The 25416-nt window shown below is 34.3% G+C and carries 27 protein-coding genes; 9 read left to right on the forward strand and 18 right to left on the reverse strand.

The features are described 5' to 3' along the window. Nucleotides 1-29: 29 nt before the first annotated feature. The 4 genes from abc-f to NSS71_RS09065 form a co-directional block, all read right to left on the reverse strand. Nucleotides 30-1916, reverse strand: a complete 1887-nt coding sequence (gene abc-f / locus NSS71_RS09050; protein WP_047940437.1) for a ribosomal protection-like ABC-F family protein — start codon at nucleotides 1914-1916, stop codon at nucleotides 30-32. Continuing rightward, entirely contained in the window at nucleotides 1897-2553 is a 657-nt protein-coding gene (locus NSS71_RS09055; protein WP_047940436.1) for an HD domain-containing protein, read from the reverse strand. Before NSS71_RS09055 ends, abc-f begins: the two co-directional genes overlap by 20 nt. Nucleotides 2554-2699: 146 nt before the next feature. Next, nucleotides 2700-3560, reverse strand: coding sequence for an amidohydrolase family protein (locus NSS71_RS09060; RefSeq protein ID WP_047940435.1), 861 nt, complete (start codon nucleotides 3558-3560; stop codon nucleotides 2700-2702). After that, complete coding sequence (locus NSS71_RS09065) at nucleotides 3547-6648, reverse strand: GNAT family N-acetyltransferase (RefSeq protein WP_047940434.1); 3102 nt, start codon at nucleotides 6646-6648, stop codon at nucleotides 3547-3549. The genes NSS71_RS09060 and NSS71_RS09065 overlap by 14 nt, the downstream gene beginning before the upstream one ends. A 313-nt stretch (nucleotides 6649-6961) precedes the next feature. Between NSS71_RS09065 and NSS71_RS09070 the strand changes: the two genes are divergently transcribed. Beyond that, a complete protein-coding gene (locus NSS71_RS09070) occupies nucleotides 6962-7555 on the forward strand; it encodes a MerR family transcriptional regulator (protein ID WP_061796447.1) in 594 nt (197 codons plus the stop codon). Nucleotides 7556-7644: 89 nt separating this feature from the next. Here NSS71_RS09070 and NSS71_RS09075 read toward each other — a convergent pair whose 3' ends face one another. Genes NSS71_RS09075 through NSS71_RS09085 form a run of 3 tightly spaced genes read right to left on the reverse strand, consistent with a single transcriptional unit; the run spans nucleotide 7645 to nucleotide 10379 of the window. Then, on the reverse strand, nucleotides 7645-8124 hold the full coding sequence (locus tag NSS71_RS09075) for a glutathione peroxidase (RefSeq protein ID WP_047940432.1): 480 nt from the start codon (nucleotides 8122-8124) through the stop codon (nucleotides 7645-7647). Between the two features lie 12 nt (nucleotides 8125-8136). Continuing rightward, the gene (locus tag NSS71_RS09080) at nucleotides 8137-8673 is read right to left on the reverse strand and encodes a hypothetical protein (protein WP_047940431.1); all 537 of its coding nucleotides are present in this window, start codon (nucleotides 8671-8673) and stop codon (nucleotides 8137-8139) included. A gap of 35 nt (nucleotides 8674-8708) precedes the next feature. Then, nucleotides 8709-10379 carry a formate--tetrahydrofolate ligase gene (locus tag NSS71_RS09085; protein WP_095259075.1) on the reverse strand — a complete coding sequence of 557 codons (1671 nt, stop codon included), beginning with the start codon at nucleotides 10377-10379 and terminating at the stop codon, nucleotides 8709-8711. Between the two features lie 361 nt (nucleotides 10380-10740). On the opposite strand from NSS71_RS09085, the gene metA reads away from it, so the two are divergent. After that, nucleotides 10741-11649: a homoserine O-acetyltransferase MetA gene (gene metA, locus NSS71_RS09090; RefSeq protein WP_047940429.1), complete on the forward strand. Its 909-nt coding sequence runs from the start codon at nucleotides 10741-10743 to the stop codon at nucleotides 11647-11649. 83 nt (nucleotides 11650-11732) lie between these two features. Here metA and NSS71_RS09095 read toward each other — a convergent pair whose 3' ends face one another. Continuing rightward, entirely contained in the window at nucleotides 11733-12437 is a 705-nt protein-coding gene (locus NSS71_RS09095) for an AIM24 family protein (protein ID WP_095320644.1), read from the reverse strand. 215 nt (nucleotides 12438-12652) lie between these two features. Here NSS71_RS09095 and NSS71_RS09100 point away from each other — a divergent pair, with 215 nt between their 5' ends. Beyond that, entirely contained in the window at nucleotides 12653-12865 is a 213-nt protein-coding gene (locus tag NSS71_RS09100) for a DUF3892 domain-containing protein (protein ID WP_047940427.1), read from the forward strand. Nucleotides 12866-12951: 86 nt separating this feature from the next. On the opposite strand, the gene mntR is transcribed toward NSS71_RS09100, so the two are convergent. The 5 genes from mntR to NSS71_RS09125 all read right to left on the reverse strand — a co-directional run bounded on the left by mntR (nucleotide 12952) and on the right by NSS71_RS09125 (nucleotide 17941). After that, a complete protein-coding gene (gene mntR, locus NSS71_RS09105) occupies nucleotides 12952-13377 on the reverse strand; it encodes a transcriptional regulator MntR (protein ID WP_047940426.1) in 426 nt (141 codons plus the stop codon). Between the two features lie 306 nt (nucleotides 13378-13683). Beyond that, on the reverse strand, nucleotides 13684-15834 hold the full coding sequence (locus NSS71_RS09110) for a type IA DNA topoisomerase (protein WP_047940425.1): 2151 nt from the start codon (nucleotides 15832-15834) through the stop codon (nucleotides 13684-13686). 242 nt (nucleotides 15835-16076) lie between these two features. Next, nucleotides 16077-17066 carry an aromatic acid exporter family protein gene (locus NSS71_RS09115; RefSeq protein WP_235844424.1) on the reverse strand — a complete coding sequence of 330 codons (990 nt, stop codon included), beginning with the start codon at nucleotides 17064-17066 and terminating at the stop codon, nucleotides 16077-16079. Next, nucleotides 17066-17365 (reverse strand): hypothetical protein, encoded by a 300-nt coding sequence (locus NSS71_RS09120; RefSeq protein ID WP_047940424.1) that lies wholly within the window; start codon nucleotides 17363-17365, stop codon nucleotides 17066-17068. The genes NSS71_RS09115 and NSS71_RS09120 overlap by 1 nt, the downstream gene beginning before the upstream one ends. Before the next feature lie 288 nt (nucleotides 17366-17653). Beyond that, entirely contained in the window at nucleotides 17654-17941 is a 288-nt protein-coding gene (locus NSS71_RS09125) for a hypothetical protein (protein WP_047940423.1), read from the reverse strand. Between the two features lie 417 nt (nucleotides 17942-18358). Here NSS71_RS09125 and cspD point away from each other — a divergent pair, with 417 nt between their 5' ends. After that, nucleotides 18359-18559, forward strand: coding sequence for a cold-shock protein CspD (gene cspD, locus NSS71_RS09130; protein ID WP_009332654.1), 201 nt, complete (start codon nucleotides 18359-18361; stop codon nucleotides 18557-18559). An 87-nt stretch (nucleotides 18560-18646) separates the two neighbouring features. On the opposite strand, the gene NSS71_RS09135 is transcribed toward cspD, so the two are convergent. Both NSS71_RS09135 and NSS71_RS09140 read right to left on the reverse strand, forming a co-directional pair. Further along, complete coding sequence (locus NSS71_RS09135) at nucleotides 18647-18832, reverse strand: zinc-finger domain-containing protein (protein WP_047940422.1); 186 nt, start codon at nucleotides 18830-18832, stop codon at nucleotides 18647-18649. A 31-nt stretch (nucleotides 18833-18863) separates the two neighbouring features. Beyond that, nucleotides 18864-19523, reverse strand: a complete 660-nt coding sequence (locus tag NSS71_RS09140; protein WP_095320643.1) for a reverse transcriptase-like protein — start codon at nucleotides 19521-19523, stop codon at nucleotides 18864-18866. A 488-nt stretch (nucleotides 19524-20011) separates the two neighbouring features. Between NSS71_RS09140 and NSS71_RS09145 the strand changes: the two genes are divergently transcribed. Further along, nucleotides 20012-20401, forward strand: coding sequence for a reverse transcriptase-like protein (locus NSS71_RS09145; RefSeq protein ID WP_047940420.1), 390 nt, complete (start codon nucleotides 20012-20014; stop codon nucleotides 20399-20401). Between the two features lie 483 nt (nucleotides 20402-20884). Here NSS71_RS09145 and NSS71_RS09150 read toward each other — a convergent pair whose 3' ends face one another. Continuing rightward, on the reverse strand, nucleotides 20885-21154 hold the full coding sequence (locus tag NSS71_RS09150; RefSeq protein WP_047940419.1) for a DUF6123 family protein: 270 nt from the start codon (nucleotides 21152-21154) through the stop codon (nucleotides 20885-20887). Nucleotides 21155-21333: 179 nt separating this feature from the next. Continuing rightward, nucleotides 21334-21813, reverse strand: coding sequence for a divergent PAP2 family protein (locus NSS71_RS09155; RefSeq protein WP_047940418.1), 480 nt, complete (start codon nucleotides 21811-21813; stop codon nucleotides 21334-21336). A 109-nt stretch (nucleotides 21814-21922) separates the two neighbouring features. On the opposite strand from NSS71_RS09155, the gene sspL reads away from it, so the two are divergent. Next, nucleotides 21923-22057, forward strand: coding sequence for a small, acid-soluble spore protein L (gene sspL / locus NSS71_RS09160; RefSeq protein ID WP_047940691.1), 135 nt, complete (start codon nucleotides 21923-21925; stop codon nucleotides 22055-22057). 233 nt (nucleotides 22058-22290) lie between these two features. Here sspL and NSS71_RS09165 read toward each other — a convergent pair whose 3' ends face one another. Continuing rightward, on the reverse strand, nucleotides 22291-23163 hold the full coding sequence (locus NSS71_RS09165; RefSeq protein ID WP_235844428.1) for a 5'-3' exonuclease: 873 nt from the start codon (nucleotides 23161-23163) through the stop codon (nucleotides 22291-22293). 222 nt (nucleotides 23164-23385) lie between these two features. Here NSS71_RS09165 and NSS71_RS09170 point away from each other — a divergent pair, with 222 nt between their 5' ends. The 3 genes from NSS71_RS09170 to NSS71_RS09180 are packed head-to-tail and all read left to right on the forward strand — an operon-like array spanning nucleotide 23386 to nucleotide 25341. Continuing rightward, entirely contained in the window at nucleotides 23386-23757 is a 372-nt protein-coding gene (locus tag NSS71_RS09170) for a GntR family transcriptional regulator (protein WP_047940416.1), read from the forward strand. Further along, nucleotides 23750-24625 (forward strand): ATP-binding cassette domain-containing protein, encoded by an 876-nt coding sequence (locus NSS71_RS09175; RefSeq protein ID WP_095259077.1) that lies wholly within the window; start codon nucleotides 23750-23752, stop codon nucleotides 24623-24625. The genes NSS71_RS09170 and NSS71_RS09175 overlap by 8 nt, the downstream gene beginning before the upstream one ends. Beyond that, complete coding sequence (locus NSS71_RS09180; RefSeq protein ID WP_047940414.1) at nucleotides 24622-25341, forward strand: hypothetical protein; 720 nt, start codon at nucleotides 24622-24624, stop codon at nucleotides 25339-25341. Before NSS71_RS09175 ends, NSS71_RS09180 begins: the two co-directional genes overlap by 4 nt. Nucleotides 25342-25416 lie beyond the last annotated feature (75 nt).

Genomic DNA, 25416 nt, shown 5'->3' on the forward strand with positions numbered 1-25416 from the left:
TAATGCTATATCGAAAATAAACAGCTTTTCTACGAATTATCAGCGATTTCAGATAAATAGCTCCAGCGTTCAATTAGGTGTTCTAATTGGTTATTTAATTGTTCTTGCTCTTTCATTAACTCAGCTGCTTTTTCGAAGTCACTGCCAGTCTCGGCTAATTCTGTTTCTATTTTAGCTAATCTTTCTTCGACTTTTTCGATATTCTCATCAATGGTTGCCCATTCCCTTTGTTCATTATAGCTTAGTCTTACTTTTTTCTCTTTTACTTCCTTTTTAGCAAGTGGTATTTCTGTTTTATCTTTTATTTGTTGATCTTCTTTTCTCTCCACCTCTAAATATTCACTGTAATTGCCATAATAGGTGTCGATAACACCATTTCCTTTTAAAATCAACAGTTGTTCAGCAACCTTATCGAGAAAATAGCGATCATGGGATACGGTAATAACCACACCATTAAAATCTTCTAAATAATCTTCCAGAACCATTAATGTTTGTGTATCTAAATCATTTGTCGGCTCATCTAATAAGAGTACATTTGGTTCTCCCATTAGTATTTTCAACAAATAAAGTCTTCTTCTTTCCCCACCAGATAGCTTCCCAATAATCGTTCCATGGGTATGAAGAGGAAATAAGAATCTTTCCAGCATTTGGGCAGCTGTAATGACTTTTCCATCGGAGGCTTCTATAACTTCAGCCGTTTCTTTTAGAAATTCAATCATTCTTTTAGATGTATCCATATCTTCATTTTCTTGCGTATAGTAAGCCACTTTTACTGTTTGACCAATGATTCTTTCGCCAGAATCAAGGGGTGCCTTGCCTGCTAAAATATTTAAGAAAGTTGATTTACCAGTCCCGTTTTTACCAATTATTCCAATTCTATCCCCTGGTTTTACAAGCAAATTATAATTATTTAAGATTATTTTATCGTGGAAACGTTTGTTTGCCCCCAGCAATTCAAAGACTTGCTTACCTAATCGACTACCTTTCAAGGAGATATCTAATTTATCTTTAGCTTTAACATTAGCTAATTTATCATCTAATGCGTCAAAACGCTGAATTCTGGCTTTTTGTTTAGTAGAACGCGCTTTTGCCCCTCTTCTAATCCATTCTAATTCTCTTCTAAATAAATTCTTTTGCTTATCAAGAGTAGCTGCTTCATTTTCTTCCCTGATAGCTTTGGCCTGTAAAAAGTCACCGTAATTGCCTTTATAGCTATACAAATTGCCCCCATCTAATTCAAACATTCTGTTTGTGACACGATCTAAGAAATAGCGGTCATGCGTTACTAATAATAGTGCTCCTGTGTACCTGCTTAAATAATCTTCCAGCCATTTAACTGCCTCAAAATCAAGATGATTTGTCGGTTCATCTAAAATAAGCAAATCTGGTTCTTGAATCAGAACTTGTGCTAAAGCAACCCGTTTTTTTTGCCCGCCTGACAATTCGCCAATCTTCTTATTAAAATTAGTAATACCTAACTTCATTAATACCGTCTTTGCATTTGTATGAACTTCCCAGCCATTTAAAGCATCCATTCTTTTTTGTAAATCAAATAATTTTTCATGAAGCTTATTGTTCTCAGGATCATGGTTGATTTCCATTATCATTGCTTCATAATCTTTAACTAATGCTAAAACCGGTGCATCACCAGCATATACTTGGTTTAATACGGTAAGATCTGGATTTAATTCTGGACTTTGGGCAGAATAGGCTATACGAAAATCCTTGGGTGCTATGATATCTCCTTCGTCTGGAATATCTATTCCTGCAACAATTTTTAATAAGGATGATTTCCCAGTTCCATTGATGCCAATTAAACCTACCCGTTCTTTTTCACTTATTGAAAAAGAGATGTTTTCAAATAACTTTTTCTCTCCATATGTCTTTGTTACATTTTCAATTGAAATACTCTTCATTTTGTACATTCCATTCTTTATAAAATTCTTTTAGAAAGCTTTCCATAAATTGATGCCTTTCCACGGCCATTTTTTTAGCACTGTCTGTATGTAAATGGTCTTTAATTTTCAATAGTTTTTCATAGAAATGGTGAATAGAAGATGAGTTGTTTTTTCGATATTCTTCTTCTGTCATCTTTTCCCTTACTGCTATATGTGGATCATAGATAGGACTTCCTATACTTCCTCCATAAGCAAAAGTACGAGCGATGCCAAGTGCTCCAATCGCATCTAATCGATCAGCATCTTGGACTATTTTTGCCTCCAGGCCATTGGGAGTTATCCCATTTCCTCCTTTAAAGCCAACTGTTTCGATGATAGCTTTAATCTGTTCCTTCTCTTGATTCGCAATTGGAATCTGCATTAGTATATTTGCTAATCTCCGTTGCCCTTCGCTTTTTGATTTATTTAATTTTTCATCTGAAATGTCATGCAATAACGCAGATAGTTCAATAGTATGAGAATACCCAATTCCTTCTTTTTCTGAAAGTAATAAGGCTATTTTACGTACTCTATCTACATGATACCAATCGTGACCACTAGCATCATTCTCCATCTCTTGCTTTATTATATTTTCTACTTTCGTAATAAGCTTCATTTATTCTCACATCCAGCAATCTATTATGTCCATATTGTATCATGAAAAGTAGTTTTTCGAATATGAAAGAACAATCAATATAAATATGAAAGCCGGAGTAGAAAATAAAACTATTCTACACCGGCTTTCGTTTAATTATTCATTTCCTATTTCTTACTTAAAAAGGGCTTTATTTTTGGAAATACCTTCAATGCTGTTCGATAAAATACGTCTTCATGGTAAGTTTCTGGAATGAGCTTTTTTATAAACTCTATATATGGTTCAAATGGGGCTAGCGGCCAATCTGTCCCAAAAAGCAATTTATCATATGATTGGGCAAAAACTAATGCATGGCGTAAATGATCGAGAAAAATCCCTTCATGTGCTTCTTCCAGTTCTTTTTTTGTTCCAACGATTAAACCAGATAAATCGGCATATACATTCGAATTTTTATAAATAATTTCCGCACCAGTCAATGTCCAAGGATCACCGAAATGTGCCATCATAAAATTCACATTACGATGTTTCACAGCCACTTCATCAATTGCTAGAGGATGACTATATTTTAAGTATCCTCTTTCAGAGTATGTATCTCCAGTATGGAACACAACTGGTAATTGATACTTTTCTGCTAGTCGATAAACAGGTTCATATACTTCATCATAGGCATAAAAAGGGTAGTAGCCTAAATAAATTTTTATTCCCACAACATGTGGCTTTTGAATCTCCTGCTCTAATCGTTCTTGTGCCGATAAATCCATATCATATGGATTTATCCCAGCACAGCAGACGACATTGTCTGGAACCAATAAGTCCAAATCTAATCCCATTGGAGTCTGGGCCTTATAATCAGGAAAGCCCATCTCCGGCGTTTCTGTAACCCCCATCCCAATCGCAAGGACAATATCAGCCTTCCTCATCTCTTCTTTCAAGCCATTATAACTATAATCTACAAAGGAAAGATCTCGAGCTGTCTCTTTAAACGATCCAATATTTGAGTAGTGTATATGGGCATCAATTATTTTCATCTACGTATTCCCTTTCTGAAAATGCTATTTGCCTTACCTTATTAACTAAAGAAGACTGTAATTCCCCCTCGGTAAACAGAAGATAGGTTGGTTCTGTAAATAAGCGGTTCTCTGTTCTTCTGCACTTAGCATAGGAAATCAACTGTATCACATCTTTATTACTATAAAAATCTATACCTTTTGATTTATCACTTGCAATATAATAACACTTTTCTTGCTCTAGCGATAAATAGGAATGACCCTTTATATTAACTTCTTGCTCTTCTGAAGCAACCATATATTGTTTCGTACTCACCTTGTTATCCTGAATATGGAGAACAGCTTTTTCCTCCTCATTGCAAGTGATAAATAGGTTTGTATGCCATTCTTCTTCTGCCATACGTCTGCCTGCATCATCGATTATTTCTATAAATGTAATGAGCAAAGGAATCCCTGGCATTGTAAGGAAATATTGTTCATACTTTAACCCCTTCCATTTCTCATGATGCCTTATCGTTGTTACCAGCTTCACACCAGTCCATTCGTTATGATGGATATCTTTTAGACTAGTAAATGCACAAGCTGTCTCTTCCTTTAAGAGAGAAAATACATTTAAATCTGGCGGACCGTTTTTTATACCTCCACACCACGGATTCCACCAACTTTTTGCGATAGGCTTAGGAAAAGCATGCTCCAACCATTCCTTCCCATTTACTACTAAAGAATAGACGCCTGGATAGTAAGCAGGAGAAGCTTTAAAAGATACTATTCCATTCGAAACATGGTATACGGTAACTCCTTCTTCTATTTTCACTTCTGTTGTCATGTTCTTTCTGCTTGGCACAAAAAATAAATCATCGTTATCTATTATTTTTGCCGGCAAAGAAATGGTTGTTTTCACTGTGTTTAGCCCTAATTGAAGATCCCTTTGAGGCTGAATTTGGTAGATTTCTGATGCCCCCGTATCAATTCTCTGTGAATCTCCCTGTCTTTCATTCATTGTTATGGTCATTTCACCTTGTATTGCTTGATTACTATAATTCTTTATTCGTACTTTTAAGTCATTATCTCTATCTATAATGAGATTTGCCTCATTAAATTCAACCTTAAATCCTGGGGTAACAGTACTTGCGTGCTCTCTCTGTAACCCTTCTGCTGCTAACTCCCATTGCTGCCAATTACGATAGGCACCGATATTTACACTAATGGGCGAAAAAGCAACGGATTCATTTTTTCCGAGTATGCTTGTCGCCTCTACATGCACCTTCCAATTATCCATTTTGATGCGGGCCTCTTTAGCCCATGCAACACCGAATGGGGTAGAGTTTGGAGAAGTAAAATACCAATTCCCCGTTATATCCTTTGAATTTAATTCAAAAGGTTGTACTAGGTTCCATTCATTAAAGGAAACAACTTCCCCATTTAAAGGGAAATAGAGATTCTGCCATATGTCAAAAAATGTTTCCTGTACACTGATTTCTTTTTCTTCCAAACTATTATTAGTAATTGTTATCCAACGTTTAATCAACCCTTCTGCAAAGAGCTGATTTGTTAACATAATATCCAGATACGGAAAAGCATTAGACTTAAAGAATAGCTCTAGTTTAATACTGTTTCCAGTCTTTTCTGTACGAACTTTATATGGCTTTTGTTTAGACAGCTCATTGGAATAAGGCTTTCCAATAGACGGTGCAAAAAGAGCAAAGTCTGTATGAGCAATTTCTGTCGTAAGATCTATTTTGCTTACGGTAAGTTGATGTGGACCATTATAAACCTGCCAACTCTTTTCTTGTTCTACTACAAACTGTTCGCCAATCCCTTTTAAGGCAAGCGCAATTTCCTTTTCAAATGTTAAAATCCCCTGCTCATTCTCCACAATTTCTCCTATGATTTTTTCTTTAAAACTGCCGCAGCTCTTCACTTGAACCGGAATTCGAATCCACTTCTTCGCTTTTTTAGCCAGTGCGAATGAATACTTATCCCCTTCAAAATATAAGTGGCCATTTTTGGGAATGGTGAAATATCCATTAATATCTTTTTCTAAATTATTACTAATCTCTAAATCTAAGTAAGTCTTCATTCCATTCGCTAAAATGGCCTCTATTTCCTTTCCCTCTATAGAAATAGGCGCTTGCGGGAAAACCCCCAGTTGTAAGCTTGTTTCTAATCCATTAATTCTAACTGTAACCTTTAATGCTGGAAAGGTCTTTCCATCTACAGGTTCTTCTCCTTTTTTAATCGTAAAGGGAGAAGAAATCGCTATTTCTTGATTACCCTTTATCTCTTGAGAACTTTGAAAACTGCATTGAATTCTGCCCTGATTATCTGCCAATGCTTCTAAGGAAAGCGGGTTTGCTGTTTTATTTTTCATCTTTAAATAGACCTTATGCTCTATTTCTTCTATACATTTATGATTGTCCATTGTTAATTCAATCTGAAAATCCTTTGTTTCCAAAGAGCAGATTCCTCTACTTGTTTTTTCAAATTTTACAACAACAGTCTCTGTTTCTTTTTGCCAAATATATTCATAATGTGTAAAACCTCTTTTAAGCATCCCATCTGGCTTTATTTCAAGATTTCTTTTTAAATCTGCATACCAATCCATGTTCTTTAAATAATGATTCATTACTTCATCATTTCGGACAGTTGGGATAAAATTCATAAGATGAGTATATTGGTCATTATCCTCCCAAAAAAAACCGCAGCGTTTATATAATGGAACTGCCTTAAGATTACCTGCCCAAGTATATAAATCAAGTCTTGGCCATTTTAATTCTGTCGCTGCATTGAGGGCATGCAGTAAAAGCAGCTTACCAATTTTCTTGCCATGATAATCTGGACGAACATTTAATAAAGGAACATACAAGGCCCCTGCATCTTCTTTATAAACAGAAAAACCACAGTACCCTACTACTTCTTCTCCTATAACAGCTAAGAATGTATCAATATTATCTGAGCTTTGCTGTTGATCGCGTACTTGTTCTTCTGTTTTTCCTGTTCCTCCCCAAGAATCTTTACTTTTTGTCCACATGTCGGCCACTTTACCAGCAAGACCATCATGGTAGCTTACTATTTTAATTGCCTCTGAACCCTTGATTATCTTTTCCACTAAGAACCCTCTTTCCTCTTATTTTCCATTTTTGTTTGCATTGTTACTTCTTTATTTGTATTCATCCTAACTCCTCCTTTCTTTATTGTAGGAATGTTTTTCCAATATTCCTATTCTATCGTATTATTATTGAGAATTTTTGTAAAGATACCATAATAATAATTTTTCTAATAATTATGTATATCCAACAAAACTAGACAAAGCTCGTCAAAGGATTTTTTTTTCTTTTCGCGAAAATTATAAAGACAAGGGTTTTAAACGTCCTTCTTGCCATTGGTCTGTTTCGATTATTTTATAATGAGGGGTGTGTAGAATGTTAAGCGTACAATCAAAAGAACTTACGATTAAGGAAGAAAACAGCAAATTATTAAGTGTGAAGGAAGCTGCAGAATATATTAATGAAGGTCCTGGAGTTGTTCGAAATTGGTTAAGAGAATTGAAAACACTCATACCAGTTATTATTGGCGAAAATGGCTACCGATATTTCGATCAAAAAAGCTTAGACATTTTAGTAAAAGTTAAACAAATGCGTAATGAAAAACAAATGTCTTTAAGACAAATTGAAGATGAGCTGACAAGCCCTTTACCCTCTATCCCCATTGCCGCTGAAGCTACGGAAAAAATTCTTCAAGATTTACAAACAATCAAAGAAGAATTAGAACTTCAAAAAAATTTCAATCAAGTATTAGTACAGCAACTAAAAAAGCAGCAAGAGCATATCGAATTTCAACAAGAACATATTGCCAGTCAAGAAAGAAAAATAACTTTATTAGAAAATCCAATTGTTCTAAAAGAAAAAGAGGAACAATACTATGCTAAATCTAGAAAAAAGAAGCTGGCCGATCTCAATGAGCGGGAAACAAAGGAGAAAAAAAGTGGATTTATCCGCCTCTTTTCTTATCGTTAATCGTTCCTTATCATAAAAAATAAGGATCTTCAGCCCTTTAGTGAAAGGGTGTTCGTTCACTAAAAGCAGAAGATCCCTATTTTTTTCTGTTATCGGATGAGCTTTTCAATATCCGCTTTTATCTCACTAGGACTTGTACTTGGTGCATAGCGGTCCACGACATTTCCATTTCGATCAATAAGAAACTTCGTAAAATTCCACTTGATTGCTTTCACACCTAATGTACCTGGTGCTTCTTTTGTTAAATATTGATAAAGAGGATCTGCCTCTTTTCCATTCACATCAATTTTAGCAAACATCGGAAAAGTCACACCGTAATTCATTTCACAGAATGATTTTATTTCTTCATTCGTTCCCGGATCTTGACTCATAAATTGATTACTTGGAAAACCTAGAACAACAAACCCCTCCTCTTTAAACTTTTGATACAATTCTTGCAGCTCTTTAAATTGAGGAGTAAAACCACATTTACTTGCAGTATTCACAATTAATATGATATTCCCTTTAAAATCGCTTAATGCCTGCATTTTTCCATCCATCGTTTTTACTTTAAAATCGTAAATGCTCATTTTACAATCTCCTTATACAGTTAATAATGAATCAATCGATTGAAGGGCAGCTAAAGTTTTTTCCATAAATTCCATCATCGTAATCATATCATCTATCTGTTCTTCTGTGATTAAACGATTAAAATCAATCGTAATATGATTCAGTATCGTTTGCTCCGCCTCAAGTGGCTGATAGCTGATTTCTTGCCTAATCTTCAAGTCTTTTCCCCATATATCTTCCACTAATTGCTGTAATAGTGGATAAAGAGTTTTGTCTTGCTTATGGCGTAAAAAAAGATGAATATAAACGGTAGCACCAATCCATTTTTCTTTTTTTACACTTTCTAATAGTTCCGCCGATAAATTTTGTAAATCAGCGGATAATTCAAACATTAGCTTAGCATTTTGTTGATTTTTCAATCGAAAAGTAATGGTATAATTTCTTGATAGCTTACTACTATTAAATACATCATTTCGATCTAAGACAATAATATCGCCATCTAAATCTTTATCATATATTAAGCCTTCCATTACTGTTCTCATATTTTCAAACGCAGTGGGATCAAACATCCTTTGTTCTCCTTTTTCCTAAATACAACCGTATTTTAAAACAATCCAACTGCTTTACCGTCTTCATCAACGTCCATGTTTAAAGCAGCAGGAGTTTTCGGTAACCCTGGCATTGTCATGACTTCACCAGTGAGTGCTACAAGGAAGCCTGCCCCAATAGATGGCTTGAATTCACGAATTGTAATCGAAAATCCTTCTGGTCTGCCAATTAATGATGGATCATCCGATAAAGAATATTGTGTCTTCGCCATACAAATAGGAAGATGTCCCCAACCATATTTTTCAAAGTCGGCAATCTGTTTCTTTGCTTTAGAAGAATATTCTACCCTATTCGCACCATAAATTTTTGTTGCAATCGCATGCACTTTCTCTTCTATCGTAGTATTAAGCGAATATAAATGTTGAAAACTTTGTTCTTTCTTTTCGAGAATCGCTAAAACCTTTTGAGCAAGCTCTATACCGCCATTTCCACCTTTTTCCCAAACCTCTGTTAAAGCAACGGGAATCTGTGCTTGTTCACAAAGCTCTTTTAACACGCTAATTTCTAATTCAGTATCTGTTACGAATTTATTAATAGCTACAACAAAAGGTAAACCGAATTCTTTAATACTGTCCACATGCTTTTGTAAATTAGCGAAACCTGCTCGCAGCGCTTCTATATTTTCAACCCCAAGCTCCTTCTTTGCTACTCCTCCATGCATTTTTAAGGCACGAATTGTCGCAACTATCACGACGATTTCCGGATCTATCTCTTTATTTCTAGCCTTAATATTTAAAAATTTCTCTGCTCCTAAATCCGCACCAAATCCAGCTTCTGTGACAACATAATCTCCTAATTTGGCAGCAGCAGCAGTTGCTATGACACTATTGCAGCCATGGGCAATATTGGCAAACGGACCGCCATGAATAATCGCTGGAGAATGCTCGATTGTTTGAACCAAGTTTGGTTTAATTGCGTCTTTTAGTAGTAATGTAAGCGCACCTTCTACTTTCAAATCTCCCACGGTTACAGGTTCCCTGTCTACATTATACGCAACGACCATTCGAGCTAATCGAACTTTTAAATCCTTAATATCTGCAGCCAGACATAATACAGCCATAATTTCAGAAGCAACCGTAATGTCAAAGCCATCCTCTCTCGGAACTCCTTGTAATGGACCACCTAAACCAATCACTACTTTTCGCAGCGCACGATCGTTTAGATCAACTGCTCTTTTCCAGACTATACGGCGCTGATCAATACGACATTCATTCCCTTGATGTATATGATTATCTACTAAAGCTGCCAGCGCATTATTTGCTGTTGTAATGGCATGAAGATCTCCAGTAAAATGCAGATTAATATCCTCCATAGGTAATACCTGTGCTTTACCGCCCCCTGCAGCCCCTCCTTTTATGCCCATTGTTGGACCTAAAGATGGTTCTCTCATTGCTATGACGGTTTTTCTCTGTAATTTATTCAACGCATCCCCTAATCCAACTGTAACAGTTGATTTGCCTTCGCCAGCAGGAGTTGGATTAATAGCCGTCACAAGGATAAGTTTACCTGATTTATTCTTTTTCAACTTATTTAAGGTAGATGCTGTGATTTTCGCTTTATATTTTCCATATAATTCAAGATCATCTTCTGATAAACCAAGCCTCTCAGCAATATGTATTATTGGTTTCATAACTGCTTGTTGAGCAATTTCGATGTCAGATTTCATTTACGTCTATACCTCCATGATTATCCTCTGCTAATTTCGGTCTTCCTTTTAACATTGTACATTAAATGAGACGTGATACATACACGTTTCGACAAAATCATTATCTTACAAACATACTTATTATGTATCCACTAATCCTTTTTAACATTTCTTCCTTCCAAAAGATTATATAATATCTTTCAAAAATTCAAAACATTATGATTGCGACATATTCAAATCAAACTTATAATAAGCTATGATATTGATGGGAGAAAGTAATAACTAATTTATCGTTTAAAACCGATTGTTATGAAAAAAATGCAGTAAGCACCACTGACATTACTGAAAAGACGATTATAACTTTAGGAGGAGACATACCTTTATGCCTATTAGAATTCCTCAACTTTTGCCAGCACGAGAAATACTGGAAGATGAAAATATATTTGTAATGGAAGAAGGGCGTGCAAGAACCCAGGATATTCGACCATTAAACATATTAATATTAAACTTAATGCCTCAAAAAGAAAAAACGGAGGTGCAAATATTGCGATTGCTTGGTAACACTCCTTTGCAGGTCAATATCTCCTTTTTAAGAACAGCATCGTATGAATCAAAGAATACAAGTTCCTATCATTTAGAACAATTTTATCGCGATTTTGCAGCAATAAAAACAAATAAATACGATGGAATGATTATTACAGGGGCCCCTGTTGAATTAATGAGTTTTGAAGAAGTAGATTATTGGGATGAGTTAACCCAAATAATGGAATGGTCGAAAACAAATGTGACATCTACTTTACATATTTGCTGGGGTGCACAAGCAGCTTTATTTCACCATTTTGGGATTAATAAGTATGAACTGGATCAAAAGTGTTATGGAATTTATTCCCACCATGTATTAAATCCGTCAGATAAATTAATGCGTGGTTTTGATGACAGCTATTTAGCTCCACATTCAAGATATACTAATGTATCAAGTGAAGAAATCAATGCACACCCAAACCTTGAGCTGCTGTCTGCCTCTGATGAAGCTGGCGCCTTTATTATTAGTGGAAATAAAGGCAAACAAATCATGGTTACTGGTCACTTAGAGTATGATGCTAGCACACTTGCTGAAGAATACAAACGAGATAAAGAAAAAGGTTTAAACATTCATCTGCCTCTTGGATATTTTCCCGAGAATAATCCGAGTAAAAAGCCATTAAATAGCTGGCGATCCCATGCTCATTTACTATTTTCGAACTGGCTGAATTATTATGTCTATCAAGAAACACCTTATGAGTGGAAATAAAAATGCACCAAGTAAAAAAGACTGGCACATAAGATTCAAACCCAAACGAAGATTATCGTTTGGGTTTTTTAATGATAGACTATTTAGCTGTTATTTCCTCCATTATTCGAAAAATAAACTTCTTCATATGGCTGAATAACCACAAAGCCCTCTCCGGAAAATTTCATTTGAATAGATTCTCCGCTGCCTCTCCCAAAAAACGATTTAAGAGTTATGTCTGTTACAAATTCTGGTTGTAGACTTCCCGACCAAGCAACTGTCGCATTAGGATCTGTGAATACCGGGTTATTTGGAGTAACTCTTAACGTTAATGGTTCGTAATGTGACGTAATGGCGACGATGCCACTTCCTGACAGGTTGATATTAAATAAGCCGCCAGATAGCATCCCGGCAATTCTTTTCATTAACTTAATATCCCATTTGATAGACGGCTCAAATGCCAGTAAATCATTTCCATTTACAAAGATAGAATCACCATTTAAACGGAGAATGGATATTTTCTTTCCTTGGTCAGCTAAGTAAAGTTTCCCCGTTCCTTCTGCTTTCATTAAGGAAGCACCTTCACCAGTTAACGCTTTTTTAAACATTTTACCTATTCCATGTTCCAAAATACCTTCGCGGGTAAAACGAATGTTTCCTCGATAAGAAACCATACTTCCTGCTTTCGCCCAAATTTTATTTGTTAAATTAATTTCAAGCATTCTTTCAGTTTCTAGTTCGAAAACTCCTTCATTTTTATCTTGCTGCTCTGTCTTAGCTAAAAATTCCTCTAAGTCATATCTCCCCATTTTCTCACCTCTTCTAAAATTGTTAATTTAAGGATATCATTTAGCTAGTTGCATGAAAATAAAAATATAGGGTAAGGTTAAATATATTTTCTTCTATAATCTATCACTGCAGCCGGCAATTCATGATAATTTTAAACGTGTTTGTATATACTATTTTATATACATTAATTGGTAAGAAAAAAATCATATGTGATTACGAAGGAAAGGGGCTAATTATGGAAAAAATTGTTGCAGTAGAGCGAAATTATATGGGAGACATTATTAGTTTTAAAACATCTAATGGTAGAGTAATTTCCTATCGAAAAGCTTTGCTTGATATCGAAACTGGGGTAATTGATGGAGTAGATGTTGTGGAAAATGAAAGAGAGCAAGAAGATTTATCCTACTCGATAATAGATAACTTTGACAATTATCCACCTATTTTTTAACAGTTTCTTAAAAAATCAAGGGCAATTCTCTGTAGGCGTTTATTCTGCTTTATTAAAGCACACACCTAGAGAAAATTGCCCTTCCTTTATTCGATCGAATCGTTTTTTTGTTGGATTATTTTTAACTCTTCTACATGTTGTGGATTTTCTTCAAAAAATTGCACTAAATCCCCAATACGATCAATAGAGTCCCAGCTTAAATGGTGTTCTATTCCTTCCACATCATTATAAATATTTTCTTCTTTAACCCCAATAATTCGTAATAATTGCTCTAAAAGCTCATGTCTATACACTAATCGTTTACCGATTTTCTTTCCTTTTGGGGTCAAAACCAAGCCTCTATATTTTTCATAAACAAGATATTCATCCTTATCCAATTTCTGAACCATTTTTGTTACAGAGGAGGGATGGACAGATAGGCCTTCGGCGATATCTGATACTCGTGCATATCCTTTATCTTCTATTAGGTTGTAAATGCGCTCAATGTAGTCTTCCATACTAGGTGTCGGCAATTCAACCCCTCCTTTACCAGGATTACTCCTTTTTTCTATTCTATTCCATCATGCTTGTCTACGTTATATGTATGTAAATACCTGTTCAAACAAAAAATTCGCCTCTTTATAGAGGGAATAAGCGTTTTAAGGATAAGCTAGTTAAACTAGGATGGTATAAAAGTGTTTCTTAAGCATTTTACTATAAAAAAAATAAGGAAACAAGATTCTTTCTAACACAACCTTCTAAAAAGACTGTTTCCTTATGTAAAATTCCAATGTGCTATACCCTTCTATTTTAGCACTGTTGCAAATTTGTAGCAAAATCTATTCGGGAAATTCCATTTTCCAACTAAAATACTCGTTATCCTGATTCTTCTCATATTTCATGATAGCATCAAATTTATTTCCTTTTTTGCTAATTAATCCTTTAACTGGTGCTTTCCCATTCTTGAGTAGTGCTTTAACCATCGTTTTCGTCGGCTTCTTCTTCATGGTCGCAAGAAATTTATCATTTTTCCAAATGACATATTTACAGCCATTTTTCCAGTTACTGCAGCCAAACCCCTTTTTTCCTTCTATAACAGCATGACCACAAAGGGGACATTTTCCCAATACTTCTGTTTTGGCCTTAGCATATGTAACTTCTTGGATAATGATATCTTCTTCCTTCTTTATTGTTTCCACCGCGTTTGTTGTGAAGCTGCTAATTATTTGCAAAAATTGTTGTTTACTAAATTGTCCTTTTTCAATATCATAAAGTGCTTTTTCAAGTCTTCCTGTGAAATCTAAGTTAAACAAATCTTTAATCGGAAAAATTTCGACCATTCTTCTTCCTAACTCCGTACAAACTAAGCTTTTATTTTTTGCTTCTATATAACCGATATCTTTGAGTTTTTTGATCGTTTCAGCGCGAGTAGCTGGCGTCCCAATGCTAAATCCGCTTAAAATGGATAATACATCTTCCTCTGTATCCGCATCAAAATTTTTTCCGCAAGTTTCCATCAGCCGAAGCAGTGTCTTTTCCGTATGTTCCTTTGGCGGCTGTGTAGTATGGGTGCTAGTGGCTGCTTTTTGTGTAAAAACCTCTTCTTGCAAGTTTACTAACGGAAGCATAACATCTTTCGATTGTATATTCTCAATCTTTTTCCAACCCTCTACTAATTGAACTTTTCCTTTTGTTACAAAGCTACCTTTTAATTCCACATGATTCATGCTTGTGATGATTCTTGTCTCTTCTACCTCAGCAACAGGCATAAATTGCATTAATAACCGATTTTTTATCGCTACATATACTTGTTCTTCCTCTTGGCTTAATTTTTTTGGGAGGACATAAGTAGGAATAATCGCACTGTGGCTTTCCACTTTTTTATTATCAAAAATCCGTTTGGATGGAACAAATTTCACTTCATTTTTAAATGGTAAATCTGCTGCGAGGAGATTTACCACTTTTTGTGTTTTTGCAATTAGACTTTCTTCCAGGGCAATACTCGCTGTTCTTGGGTACGTGATATACTTCTTTTCATAAAGACTTTGCGCAACTTTTAATACTTTATCGGCCGTCCATCCCTTATATTTGCTAGTTATATAGCCTTGAAGATTAGAAAGATTAAACAAAAAAGGCGGATATTCCTTTTTCTTTTGCACTTTCTTATCTGTTACAATTGCTGTTTTGCCTTTAATCTGTTCTTCTATTTCTTTCAAATATAGTTCTTCTTTAAACTTTTCTTCTTTTTTTTCAGTATAAGTACCTATATAACTGCTTCCGTTTTCTGTCATAAACGTTGCCTGCAGTTTATAATAATTTTCTGGAACGAAATTTTCGATTTCTTTATCACGATCATAAATGATTTTAAGAGTTGGCAATAAAACTCTTCCAATATTTAATGCCTTCCCTTTGCCTTTTTGATATTTCAAAGTTGCCACAGAGGTTAAATTAATACCAATTAACCAATCGGCCCATTGTCTGCTGACACCAGCATCTTGAAGAGGACGTAACTCTTTATTAGAGCGAAGATTATTTAATCCATTCAATACTTCATTAGGTGTCCATTCATTCAGCAATAGGCGGTAAACTTCTTTTTCCGTTTTTAAATTATAAATAATACTATCTCCAATGAGTTGTCCTTCTCGATCATAGTCACATGCAGATATAATGGAATCTACATCTTGTCTTTTTATTAATCTATGAATAATTTTCAGTTGTTTTTCTGCTCCACGGTCAGGTTTGTCTCTATCTTTCGGATCAGACTTTACTTTGTATTGAAATTTTGGAGGGATAAATGGAAAATTTTCTAATTTCCATGTAGACATTTTTTCATCATAATCTTTTGCATCATTTAACTGCAATAAATGGCCAAAAGCCCATGTAACAATATAGCCATTTCCTTCAAAATAACCATCTTGTCTGTTTTTTATTTTTAAAGCATCTGCAATGTTTTTCGATACAGATGGTTTTTCTGCCAATATTAATTTCATCTATATCACCTTTTTTCATAACTTACGTTCCTTGTTATTTTATACAAAATAATATTATAATCGCAAAAAAGATAATTGTATAGAAAGGGGAAAAGCTGTAGAAATGCAACTAGAGGATATTGAGGTATTTTCAATTAACTTATAAGATTACTATATTTTTGCTACTGATTTAACCATACAAAAAGGGGGTTCCTTCCATACTAAATAGACGGAGAACATGGCCTCCGTCTTTCCTATAGTAACTAATATGCCACCTTCAGGGATTTTTTAATTTGTAAATACTGTTCTAATTCTTTTAAAACAAAAAAGACATGCGCCTGTTCTTCAAATGAATCCCAGTCATCAGGCAGTTTATCATGCTTGATCAGCTCTTCTACTCTTTGCAGTTTACTCAAAAATAATACGGCTGTATTTCCTGAATGGACACATAAACTAAGTTCTTCCAGAAAGTCTGCCACAAGCTCTCGTTGATTATCTAATGTCTCTACAGATAAAATCCGATCAAAAAGCCTTGATATGATCTCTAATTGCTTTTCTCGAATTGTGAAGTAATGATAATAATAATTCTCTTTTCGAGTAAAATGATTTTCAACATCACGATAGGCGACTGATTTTGCACATTGTACAATATCAGATGCACGCTTTAATTTTGAAGCATACTCTTCTGTGATTTCATTTGTCCGCAAGTAAACAACCATATCCATCAATAATGCTTTAAAATAGTACTCTATATCTTTTTGATGAACTTTCATTTCCTTATCTAGACTAGGCATATAGCTATTAACAAGTAATGCTGCTCCTATTCCAATTACGATTAATCCCCATTCATTAAGAACAACGTCCCAAGTCATATGGTTGGTGGAATATATATGGAGGATAATAACAGTACTTGTTACAACCCCTTCATTTACCTTAAGTAAGACAGTGGTTGGGATAAATAATAGCAATAATAAACCAATGATATACGGTTCATATGCCATACCCTCAAAGAAAACATAGGAAAATGGAATGGCAAGTATACATGCGATAAAACGTGAAAATGCACTATGCAAAGACTTTTTCTTCGAGTTTTGAACACAAAGTATGGTTATAATTGCTGAAGATACATAGAAATCTAAGTGAAAAAACTGGGCGATAGTTATTCCTATACTTACCGCAACTGCTGTTTTAAAAGTTCGATAACCAATTTTATATTTTTTCAGATTTCGCAAAGCTCTATGCATTCGCATCATCAATCACAACCAGTAACTAATAAATCATCCTGTAAAGAAGCTAACCTCGTATTTATTGCAATTTTATCACCAGCTTTTACTAAAAGTTGCACCACAGATCCACTAAATGGAACACTGACATCTTTTATTTCTCCTGCTAATGTTCTAATAGTCAAAATAGGTTCCCACTCATAGAAATAAGCTTTTTCCTTCATTAGAATCTCACTAACAGTTCCTTCAAATGGACTAAGGATCATCTGGTCTTCTCTGGAAATTTCATAATACGGACTTTGACTGCTCTTTACAATCGTTTCAATCATTTTAATAAATCTTCCCTTTTATTTATTTTTTACTTTTCTTGTTTTGGGTTTATTTCATAAAAATAAACTCAGTTATATAATAGTAATCATGTTAATAAAAACACATTTCCCCCTATAATTCAATGATTTCAAGAATAATTTTTGCTTTTTTTCACAGGAAATTTTTGCTTAACAAACTCCTTTTAAAAGCCTGTCAGAATTGAACTCCGCAAGTACAACAATGAAAGCGCGCACAGTTTTAAAAAAATAATTTTTCTCGTCATATAAAAAAACTAGCTGTCAGCTAGTTTACATAAAGTACTTCTTAATTTTGCTGTCTGTTTGGATATACCAATTTTCTTTTTCAATTATGTTTGATACAGTTAAAATAAGAGATGGGATTTTTTCTACAATGAATACGATTAACCCGATTTTTTTTACCAAAATGACAAACGACTCCCCATGTGAAAAGCTAGGCAGCACACTCCCTAATTGAAGAATACTTTTTACTAACGCTTCCTTACTGTCTTCCTCGAGAACAATATTTGGGGTAAATCGCAAAATCCAATTTTCCTTTTCAATTGAAAATCGATACATTAAGCCACCCTCTTATTCTAATTCCTAAAAAAAAAACAAAACTGCTATTTCATCATATGTGGAAAATCATTATTTATGTAACATTGTAGTTTGGGTAAAGACCTCTTTCAGATCCCTCCTCTTTTTCTCATCCAAGTATCATATTATCATCCATTTATTTTGAATCACACCATATTTAATTCTTCTATGTATTCGTTTTCTTTTTATTCACTTTATAAGAAAACCCTTCCAAAAATTTAATTAAGTTTTCCGAAAAAACGCTTAGAAACCTTGACTACATATGGGTAATCGTGTATATTATAGACATCATTTAACAAAATTCAGAATAATTATTTTCTATTATTATTTTGTTCTATGAAAATATTTATTTTATAGGCACAATTCATGTGTCTTGAAAGGCTTAGGAGGAAATTTATTATGCAAAACGGTAAAGTAAAATGGTTCAATAACGAAAAAGGATTTGGCTTCATCGAAGTTGAAGGCGGAGATGACGTATTCGTACATTTCACTGCTATTCAAGGCGAAGGTTTTAAATCATTAGAAGAAGGACAAGAAGTTTCTTTCGAAATCGTTGAAGGAAACCGTGGACCTCAAGCTGCTAATGTTGTTAAACTATAATTAATAATAGTATTCAGGGGATTTTTCAAGGAGTTTTCTTCTTGAAAAATCCCCTTTTATTTTTTGCTTATGGAAAAAGTGACCCCATCACTTTGAACTGGATAGTTTTTCCCCGTATTCCCTTAGCTTATTTCCCACCGTACATTGCGAAATACAAAAGCGGTGAGCTCTCCTTTTACCATACTCTACTTTGTTTTGGCGATATAAAAAACAATCTTTACAATAATCTTGCATTAATTCATCTGCTTCTTTCATCAGTTCTTTTCTTTGCAAGCTCCACCACTCCTTTCTACTTACTTGCCGATTAGAGCAATTGCATTTTGCTATAGATACGTTTCCCTTCTAATGCTTGAGTTGCCAGTTTATCTGCTTCCTTATTGTCGTTTCTGCCAATTGAAGTATAAACCATACTTAAATGTAAAGTTTTGATTTTCGATTCTATCCGATCGAGCCAATTATTTAAATCTTCTTCATAGCATGGCCACTCGCCTTCTAATTGTTTCAATACTACTTGAGAATCCCCCTTCACTTCACAAGTAACACCCTTGACTTCCAATTCTTCTAAAAGATTTAATGCGTGGAAAAGAGCAGCATATTCAGCTTCATTATTGGAGAGGATATCATGAAATAATTCATTTGCCCTAACTCTAAATTTTTTCTTTCCTTGATGAAAGAAAAGTACGGCGCCAATCCCCGCCGTTTTCGTTTCTTTATGGTAACCTCCATCAAAATAAATCGTAAAGTCATGTGGCTCTTCTTCTAATTCTTCATTTAGCTTTCGTAATTCTTTTAATGTCCAGCTTGTGCCTTTTTCATCATAAAAAAGAATATCTGCTACATCATTGCGTTTTTCCAACTCATCCCCTGCTTCGAGAGCCATACTTGATTGAATCCAATCTGATGTAAAGTAGATAAAATCTTTCTTTTTCTTCATTTGAAATTTATATTCTAATTTGTATTTCATTACGGAACAACCTTTCTACATATAGAATGACGTCAATAAGGGCCGGACTATTCTTATTGTCCGTTAATGGAGGGGAAAATAAACTATTCTGCTAAAAGATATCAAAAATTCACCTAACTATACGGTTTTTATAAAGATTGATTAAGGAGCTCAAGAACCTTTTTGTTTTCTCCCCAGCTGTATGATCTCTCACTTTCTCCCATCTCCGTAAAAAATAGCTTATCAATTAGAACTTCACAGTATGTCATCTACTGAAACTATTGCAAAAACAACGGACTTTTAGAAACCAATCTTTTCATTTATAATATTTTACATCCTATTTCTTATTTATTTTTCATTTCCTATCCTGATGGAAACTTCTCACACCTAATAAGTCGATATAAGTTTAATGATATATATACAATTTATACAATTAGTATGAAAGTAAAATAGTCACAGATCGTACATAATCATTGCTTAATCATATCAAATTTTTTGGAGGTAGCAAAATGATTGAAGTTTATATAGATGGTGCTAGTGCTGGAAATCCTGGTCCAAGTGGTGCCGGTGTCTTCATAAAAGGCCATGGTTCTGCGGATAAATATTCATTTCCTCTTGGTTCAATGAGTAATCATGAAGCGGAATACTATGCATTGATTAAAGCATTAGAAATCTGCATCCATAATAATTATCTTACCGTAAGTTTTCGTACTGATTCGGAACTAGTAAGTCGTGCAGTGGAAAAGGAATTTGCGAAAAACAAAAAATTTGCTCCGCTTTTAGAGCAAGCTTTAAAGCTTATCAGTCAATTAGAATTATTCTTTATTAAATGGATTCCAAGTAATGAGAATAAAACAGCAGACGAATTAGCAAGAATTGCCATTAGAAAAAATAAATAAGGAAGTTTTCATCCTTTCTGTTTTAAGCCTTCCCATCAAAAGCAATAAAATATACATTTCTTTCAAACGGGATTTTTTTAGAAAATAGTGATTTAATCATATAATAAAACCCAATAATTAGCGGATAAAAAAGAGGTTGGCACCAAGTAAAGGCTTGGTAAAACAATCGTTAATAAAACTAGTAAGTAGAGCTGCGATTATATATTTGGTTATTTATGTTTTCCCTAAAGTTAGTTAAGTAACCGCATATGATTAATGAAACAGCATTTAGACTATTCAGGTGCAGGATTACAGCTGCAAACGCGAAGGTTATTTAGGATGTAGGATGCGATATGCAACAACCTTTTGGAATGCCTTAAAAAGAGCAAAAACCCATGCGATTATACGAATTTTCTAATAGCTTTCTCGTATAATCGCTCGGGTTATCTGATAACTGGATCGAAATATCCTCTTTTCTGGATGGAAAATAATATCCCTCTTTTTCTAGAGGGGAAATAAGTGATTTCTTTTTATAAAGCCGATTACTTCTTTTTTTGTTTTCAATTCGTTGTCGTTAAACATCTCGAGTAAGGAAACGAAAAAACTGCCATCAAATTTTTTTTGTATTTTTAAAGTACATTCAATTGCAGTTATGACAAGTTCATCTGTAGCATTTGTATATGCTTTACCAAAATAAATAAAACCTATCACATCTTCACCAAAGGAAAAGCCTTTACTTTCTAAAAAGAGCAAAAATTCCTCTACCGTTTTCAAACTTAACGTACATTCCCCTCTATCCTTTTACCTATATGTTACTTTATATCACGACAATTTTCTAGCTTTTTCAACATTTTTCCGTCTCTTTCCAAACGTTTGTCACCTATTTTTCTTATTCTAGTTATACAATTAAAAAGGCTAGAGAACATAAGAACTTTATTTCTCTAGCCTTTCGTTTACCACCGCAGTAATGAACGTTTCTTTTTTGTAAATAAATGTCCAAGAAAACCAACTAGTACCCCTAATAAAGCTCCTCCTAACACCTCTTGAGGCTGGTGGCCAAGCATTTCTTTCAGTTTTTTTGGCTGCTGCTCCTTAAAGGCGATATTTTTGTCTTTATTAATTTTATCGACTAACTCGCCTAAATCATTTACTTTTAATGTTAATTCACCTGTTTGTCTTCTAATCCCTTGTGCATCATACATAACAATTAAGCCAAAAATTAAAGACAAAGCAAAATCAATTGTTGGTAAACCACGCTTTAATGCTATAAATGTTGTAAGAGAAGATACGCCTGCCGAATGAGAGCTTGGCATACCGCCTGTTTGAAAAAACAAGCCTTTATCCCACTTCTTTGTTTTTAAAAATTGTATAGGTATCTTTAGAAACTGTGCCAACCCAATACTAATTAAAGCAACATAAATGCCCTTATTCATCGTCATCACCTCTTTTAAATAGTCTCTTTCTTTATGGATGATATTATTCTTGGTTGTTCATACTATGAATGAATTTTTATTTCCACAACTAGTTGATGAGGTGAATATAATGAGTAAAAACCATGGAAACAGAGGAAAAACAGCTGGAGGAGTAAATCCACAAGGCTACGGTCAAGACGCCGATATAACTCCATCTCCAAAAAGTAAATTGGAAAATGCAGCGAAAAAGAAAAATACAAAATAATGATATTCCAGTAACCTCGCTATGAGGATGGGGCTGTATTAAAGCCTCATCCAGCTTCTCTTATTCTTTTCCCCCTTCTTACAAATTTATATAGACATAGAACAAAGGAACAGAAAAAGTTATGCTGTAAAAATGTAAATGTCTAGTTTCCCTTTAAAAAACAAAACGAATAAAAAAAGATTATACGAAACATTCCATTAACATTCCGCCTAATCTTTTGGGTTAATCTGTTATTAAAATAAAGTAAGTGCTTCTTTCTTTTCTACGTAATGATGAAATCTTTTAAACTCTAGCTCTTCGAATTTTTTTACTGCACTTTCTGGATTGATATTTAGATAACTTTCTTCTAACAAACAGCTCACTGGTACGTCACATTTAATTTCTGCTAATTGCCTACTTAAATGGAGAATTTCAAGATCCGCTTCAATCTTTGTTCGTTGTCCCTTTGTAAGAAGGGATAAATTAGCTAGAATTCCTTCGATATTCTCATGAACTTGCAGCAGCTTCAATGCTGTTTTTTCGCCAATGCCTTTTACTCCTGGGTAATTGTCGCTTGTATCGCCCATTAAGCCTTTTAAATCAATCATTTGTTTTGGCGTTATTCCTTTTTCTTCTTGAAAACTAGAAGGTGTATAAAGCATATAATTACCATAGCCTTTCTTTAATAGAGCTACGGAAATATGGTCATCTAATAATTGAAGGATATCCTGATCTCCTGTAAGAATAATGACATTTGCTTCCCCTTTCATTTGCTTTGCGATCGTTCCTATACAATCATCTGCTTCAAATCCTGCTACACCTATATTCGGTACATTAAAACTTTCGACAACTTCCTTTACTAAATCAAATTGTGGAATGAGTTCAACTGGGGCTTCCGAACGATTCGCTTTATACGAAGGATACATTTCTGTGCGAAATGTTGTACTCCCCATATCCCAGCAAACCGCCACATGAGAGGGATTAAAATGTTCAATCGCTGTGAAAAAGTGTTTTACAAAACCATGAATCGCATTTGTTGGAATTCCTTTTGTATTGACCATAAATTGACCTGTTACTGCTGTAGCAAAAAATGCACGAAATAATAGCGCCATTCCATCTACTAACATTAGGTTTGCCTGTTTCTCCTTGTTCAAAATGCATCTCTCCTTTATATCCATTAGTTCATTATAACAGAATCTCCAAAAATTGTGGCTGGTAGCTTTTTCTTTTTCTATTACTTACTTAAAAGAATAAATATCCGCTTAAGTATATTGACAATATTTTGTTATTGTTTTATAGTTGATTACACAACTAATCAACCAATCAACAATATAAGGAAGGGGCAGATCGTGAAAGCTGTTTTTGATGACTCAAAACCTATTTTCCAGCAAATTTCAGATATGATTGCAAATGAAATCGTCGAAGGTGAGTTGTTAGAAGGTGACCAAATTCCATCCACCACCGAAATTTCTAAATTTTATCAAGTGAATCGTGCAACGGTACAAAAAGGGCTTGCTGCATTAGTGGAAGCTGGATATGTATATAAGCAGCGCGGAGTTGGAATGTTTGTTTCTAAAGATGCTAAGCAAAAGTTACTTGAAAAGCGAAAAGAAGAATTCTACAACGATTATTTAAAACCAATGTTTGAGGAAGCAAAGCGTCTTGAATTAAAAAAAGAAGAATTATTAAAAATAATTAAGGAGGATTATAAGCATGATTAAACTCGAAAATGTCTCTTTTTCATATGGAAATACGCCTGCTCTGCGGAATGTAAGTATAGAGGAAACAGAACCAATCATCATGGGGCTCTGGGGTCGAAATGGTTCTGGTAAAACAACGTTTATGAAACTTTTAGCGGGTATGGAGAATATTGATGCTGGAAGAATCAATGTAAGTGGGATTACCCCATATAATAATACAGAAACAATGCACAATATCACTTATATACAAGAAAATCATCCATTCTCTATTCTTTGGAATGTCGAAGATGCCTTATATTTCGGTCCATTATTTAATAAAAACTGGGATGCAGATTTAGCCGAACAGCTGGTTTCTCTTTTCGAACTTCCACGAAAAAAGAAAATCAAGAATTTTTCTAAAGGAATGCAAACGATGTTACAAATCATCCTTGGGTTAGCTAGTAAATCACCTGTAACGATCATGGACGAACCTACAAATGGACTGGATGCTCATATGAGAAAACAGTTCTATAACGCACTTTTAAATACGTATGAAGAAGATCCACGTTTAATCATTTTATCGACACATCATATTGATGAAATGGAAGCATTGTGTGAAAAAATTGCCGTCATTAACGAGCAGACAATCGTACGATATGAGGAAACAGAAGAATTAAAGAGTCGTGGGATTCATTTATCTGGATTAGCTTCAGCAATCGAGCCTTTAATAGAAGGATATCCCATTTTAGAGAAAAGAAAACTCGGAAAACAAATGACTGTGATGATGGACGACGTCTATTCGGACAACTGGATATCCAAAGCAAAAGATGCAGGTGTTACTATAGAAAAAGCTAAATTACAGGATTATCTTGTTAACTATACAACAAGAAAAGAGGGACAAAAAATATGAATACTTTTACAGGACCATTCCGATTAATGATGCGCGAAATGAGCATGACATTTTATATCAACGTTTTTATTACTTTTGCTCTGTTTGTTTTTTATAATGTTCTAGGATATATGGGTGTAGCAGAATCTGGTTCCTTTATCTTGTTCGGTCCCCTATTTGTCGTTTTTCTTTTATACCCATTTATTAATTTTAGTGGTTATCAATATATCCTTTCATTAGGAGGGACGAGAAAGCAGTTTGTATTAGCTTTCTATCTTTCCGCAGTCATTTATAGTGTTTTGGGTGGAGTAATTCTTAATTTATTCTATTTTTTCACTACCCTATTAACAAGCAGCAATTATCTTTTTCATTTCGCAAAATTCATCCATACCACGAACTGGCTTATTTATTTTTGGATAGATTTTTCTTGGATTTTCTTTTTATTTAGTTTAGGAATGATAGCAAAGACAGTTTGGTTTAATTATGGCACAGCATTTTTACTCGCTGTATCTACAATACTGCTAATAATCGGAACAATTGCCGTAGTTTTTGGTGACATGAGCTCTTTAATAACTACATTTTTGGAGCATCATTTAAAATTTGTTACCATCTTATTTGGATTATCAATCGTTTTTCTTTTATTATCTTATTCCCTAATGAAAAATGCGCCTTTAGAAAAAGGGGGACGGTTGAATTTCAAACAATATAAACAAAATAATTTAGTCATTCATAGGTAAGTACACTATAGATAAATAATAGAATATAAATATTGAGGACAGCCTCTAAAAAACTAGCGAGAGCATTCGGATCCG

It is taken from the genome of Niallia sp. FSL W8-0951 (genome assembly GCF_038006525.1).
In the GTDB taxonomy this organism is placed as follows: Bacteria; Bacillota; Bacilli; order Bacillales; family Cytobacillaceae; genus Niallia; species Niallia circulans.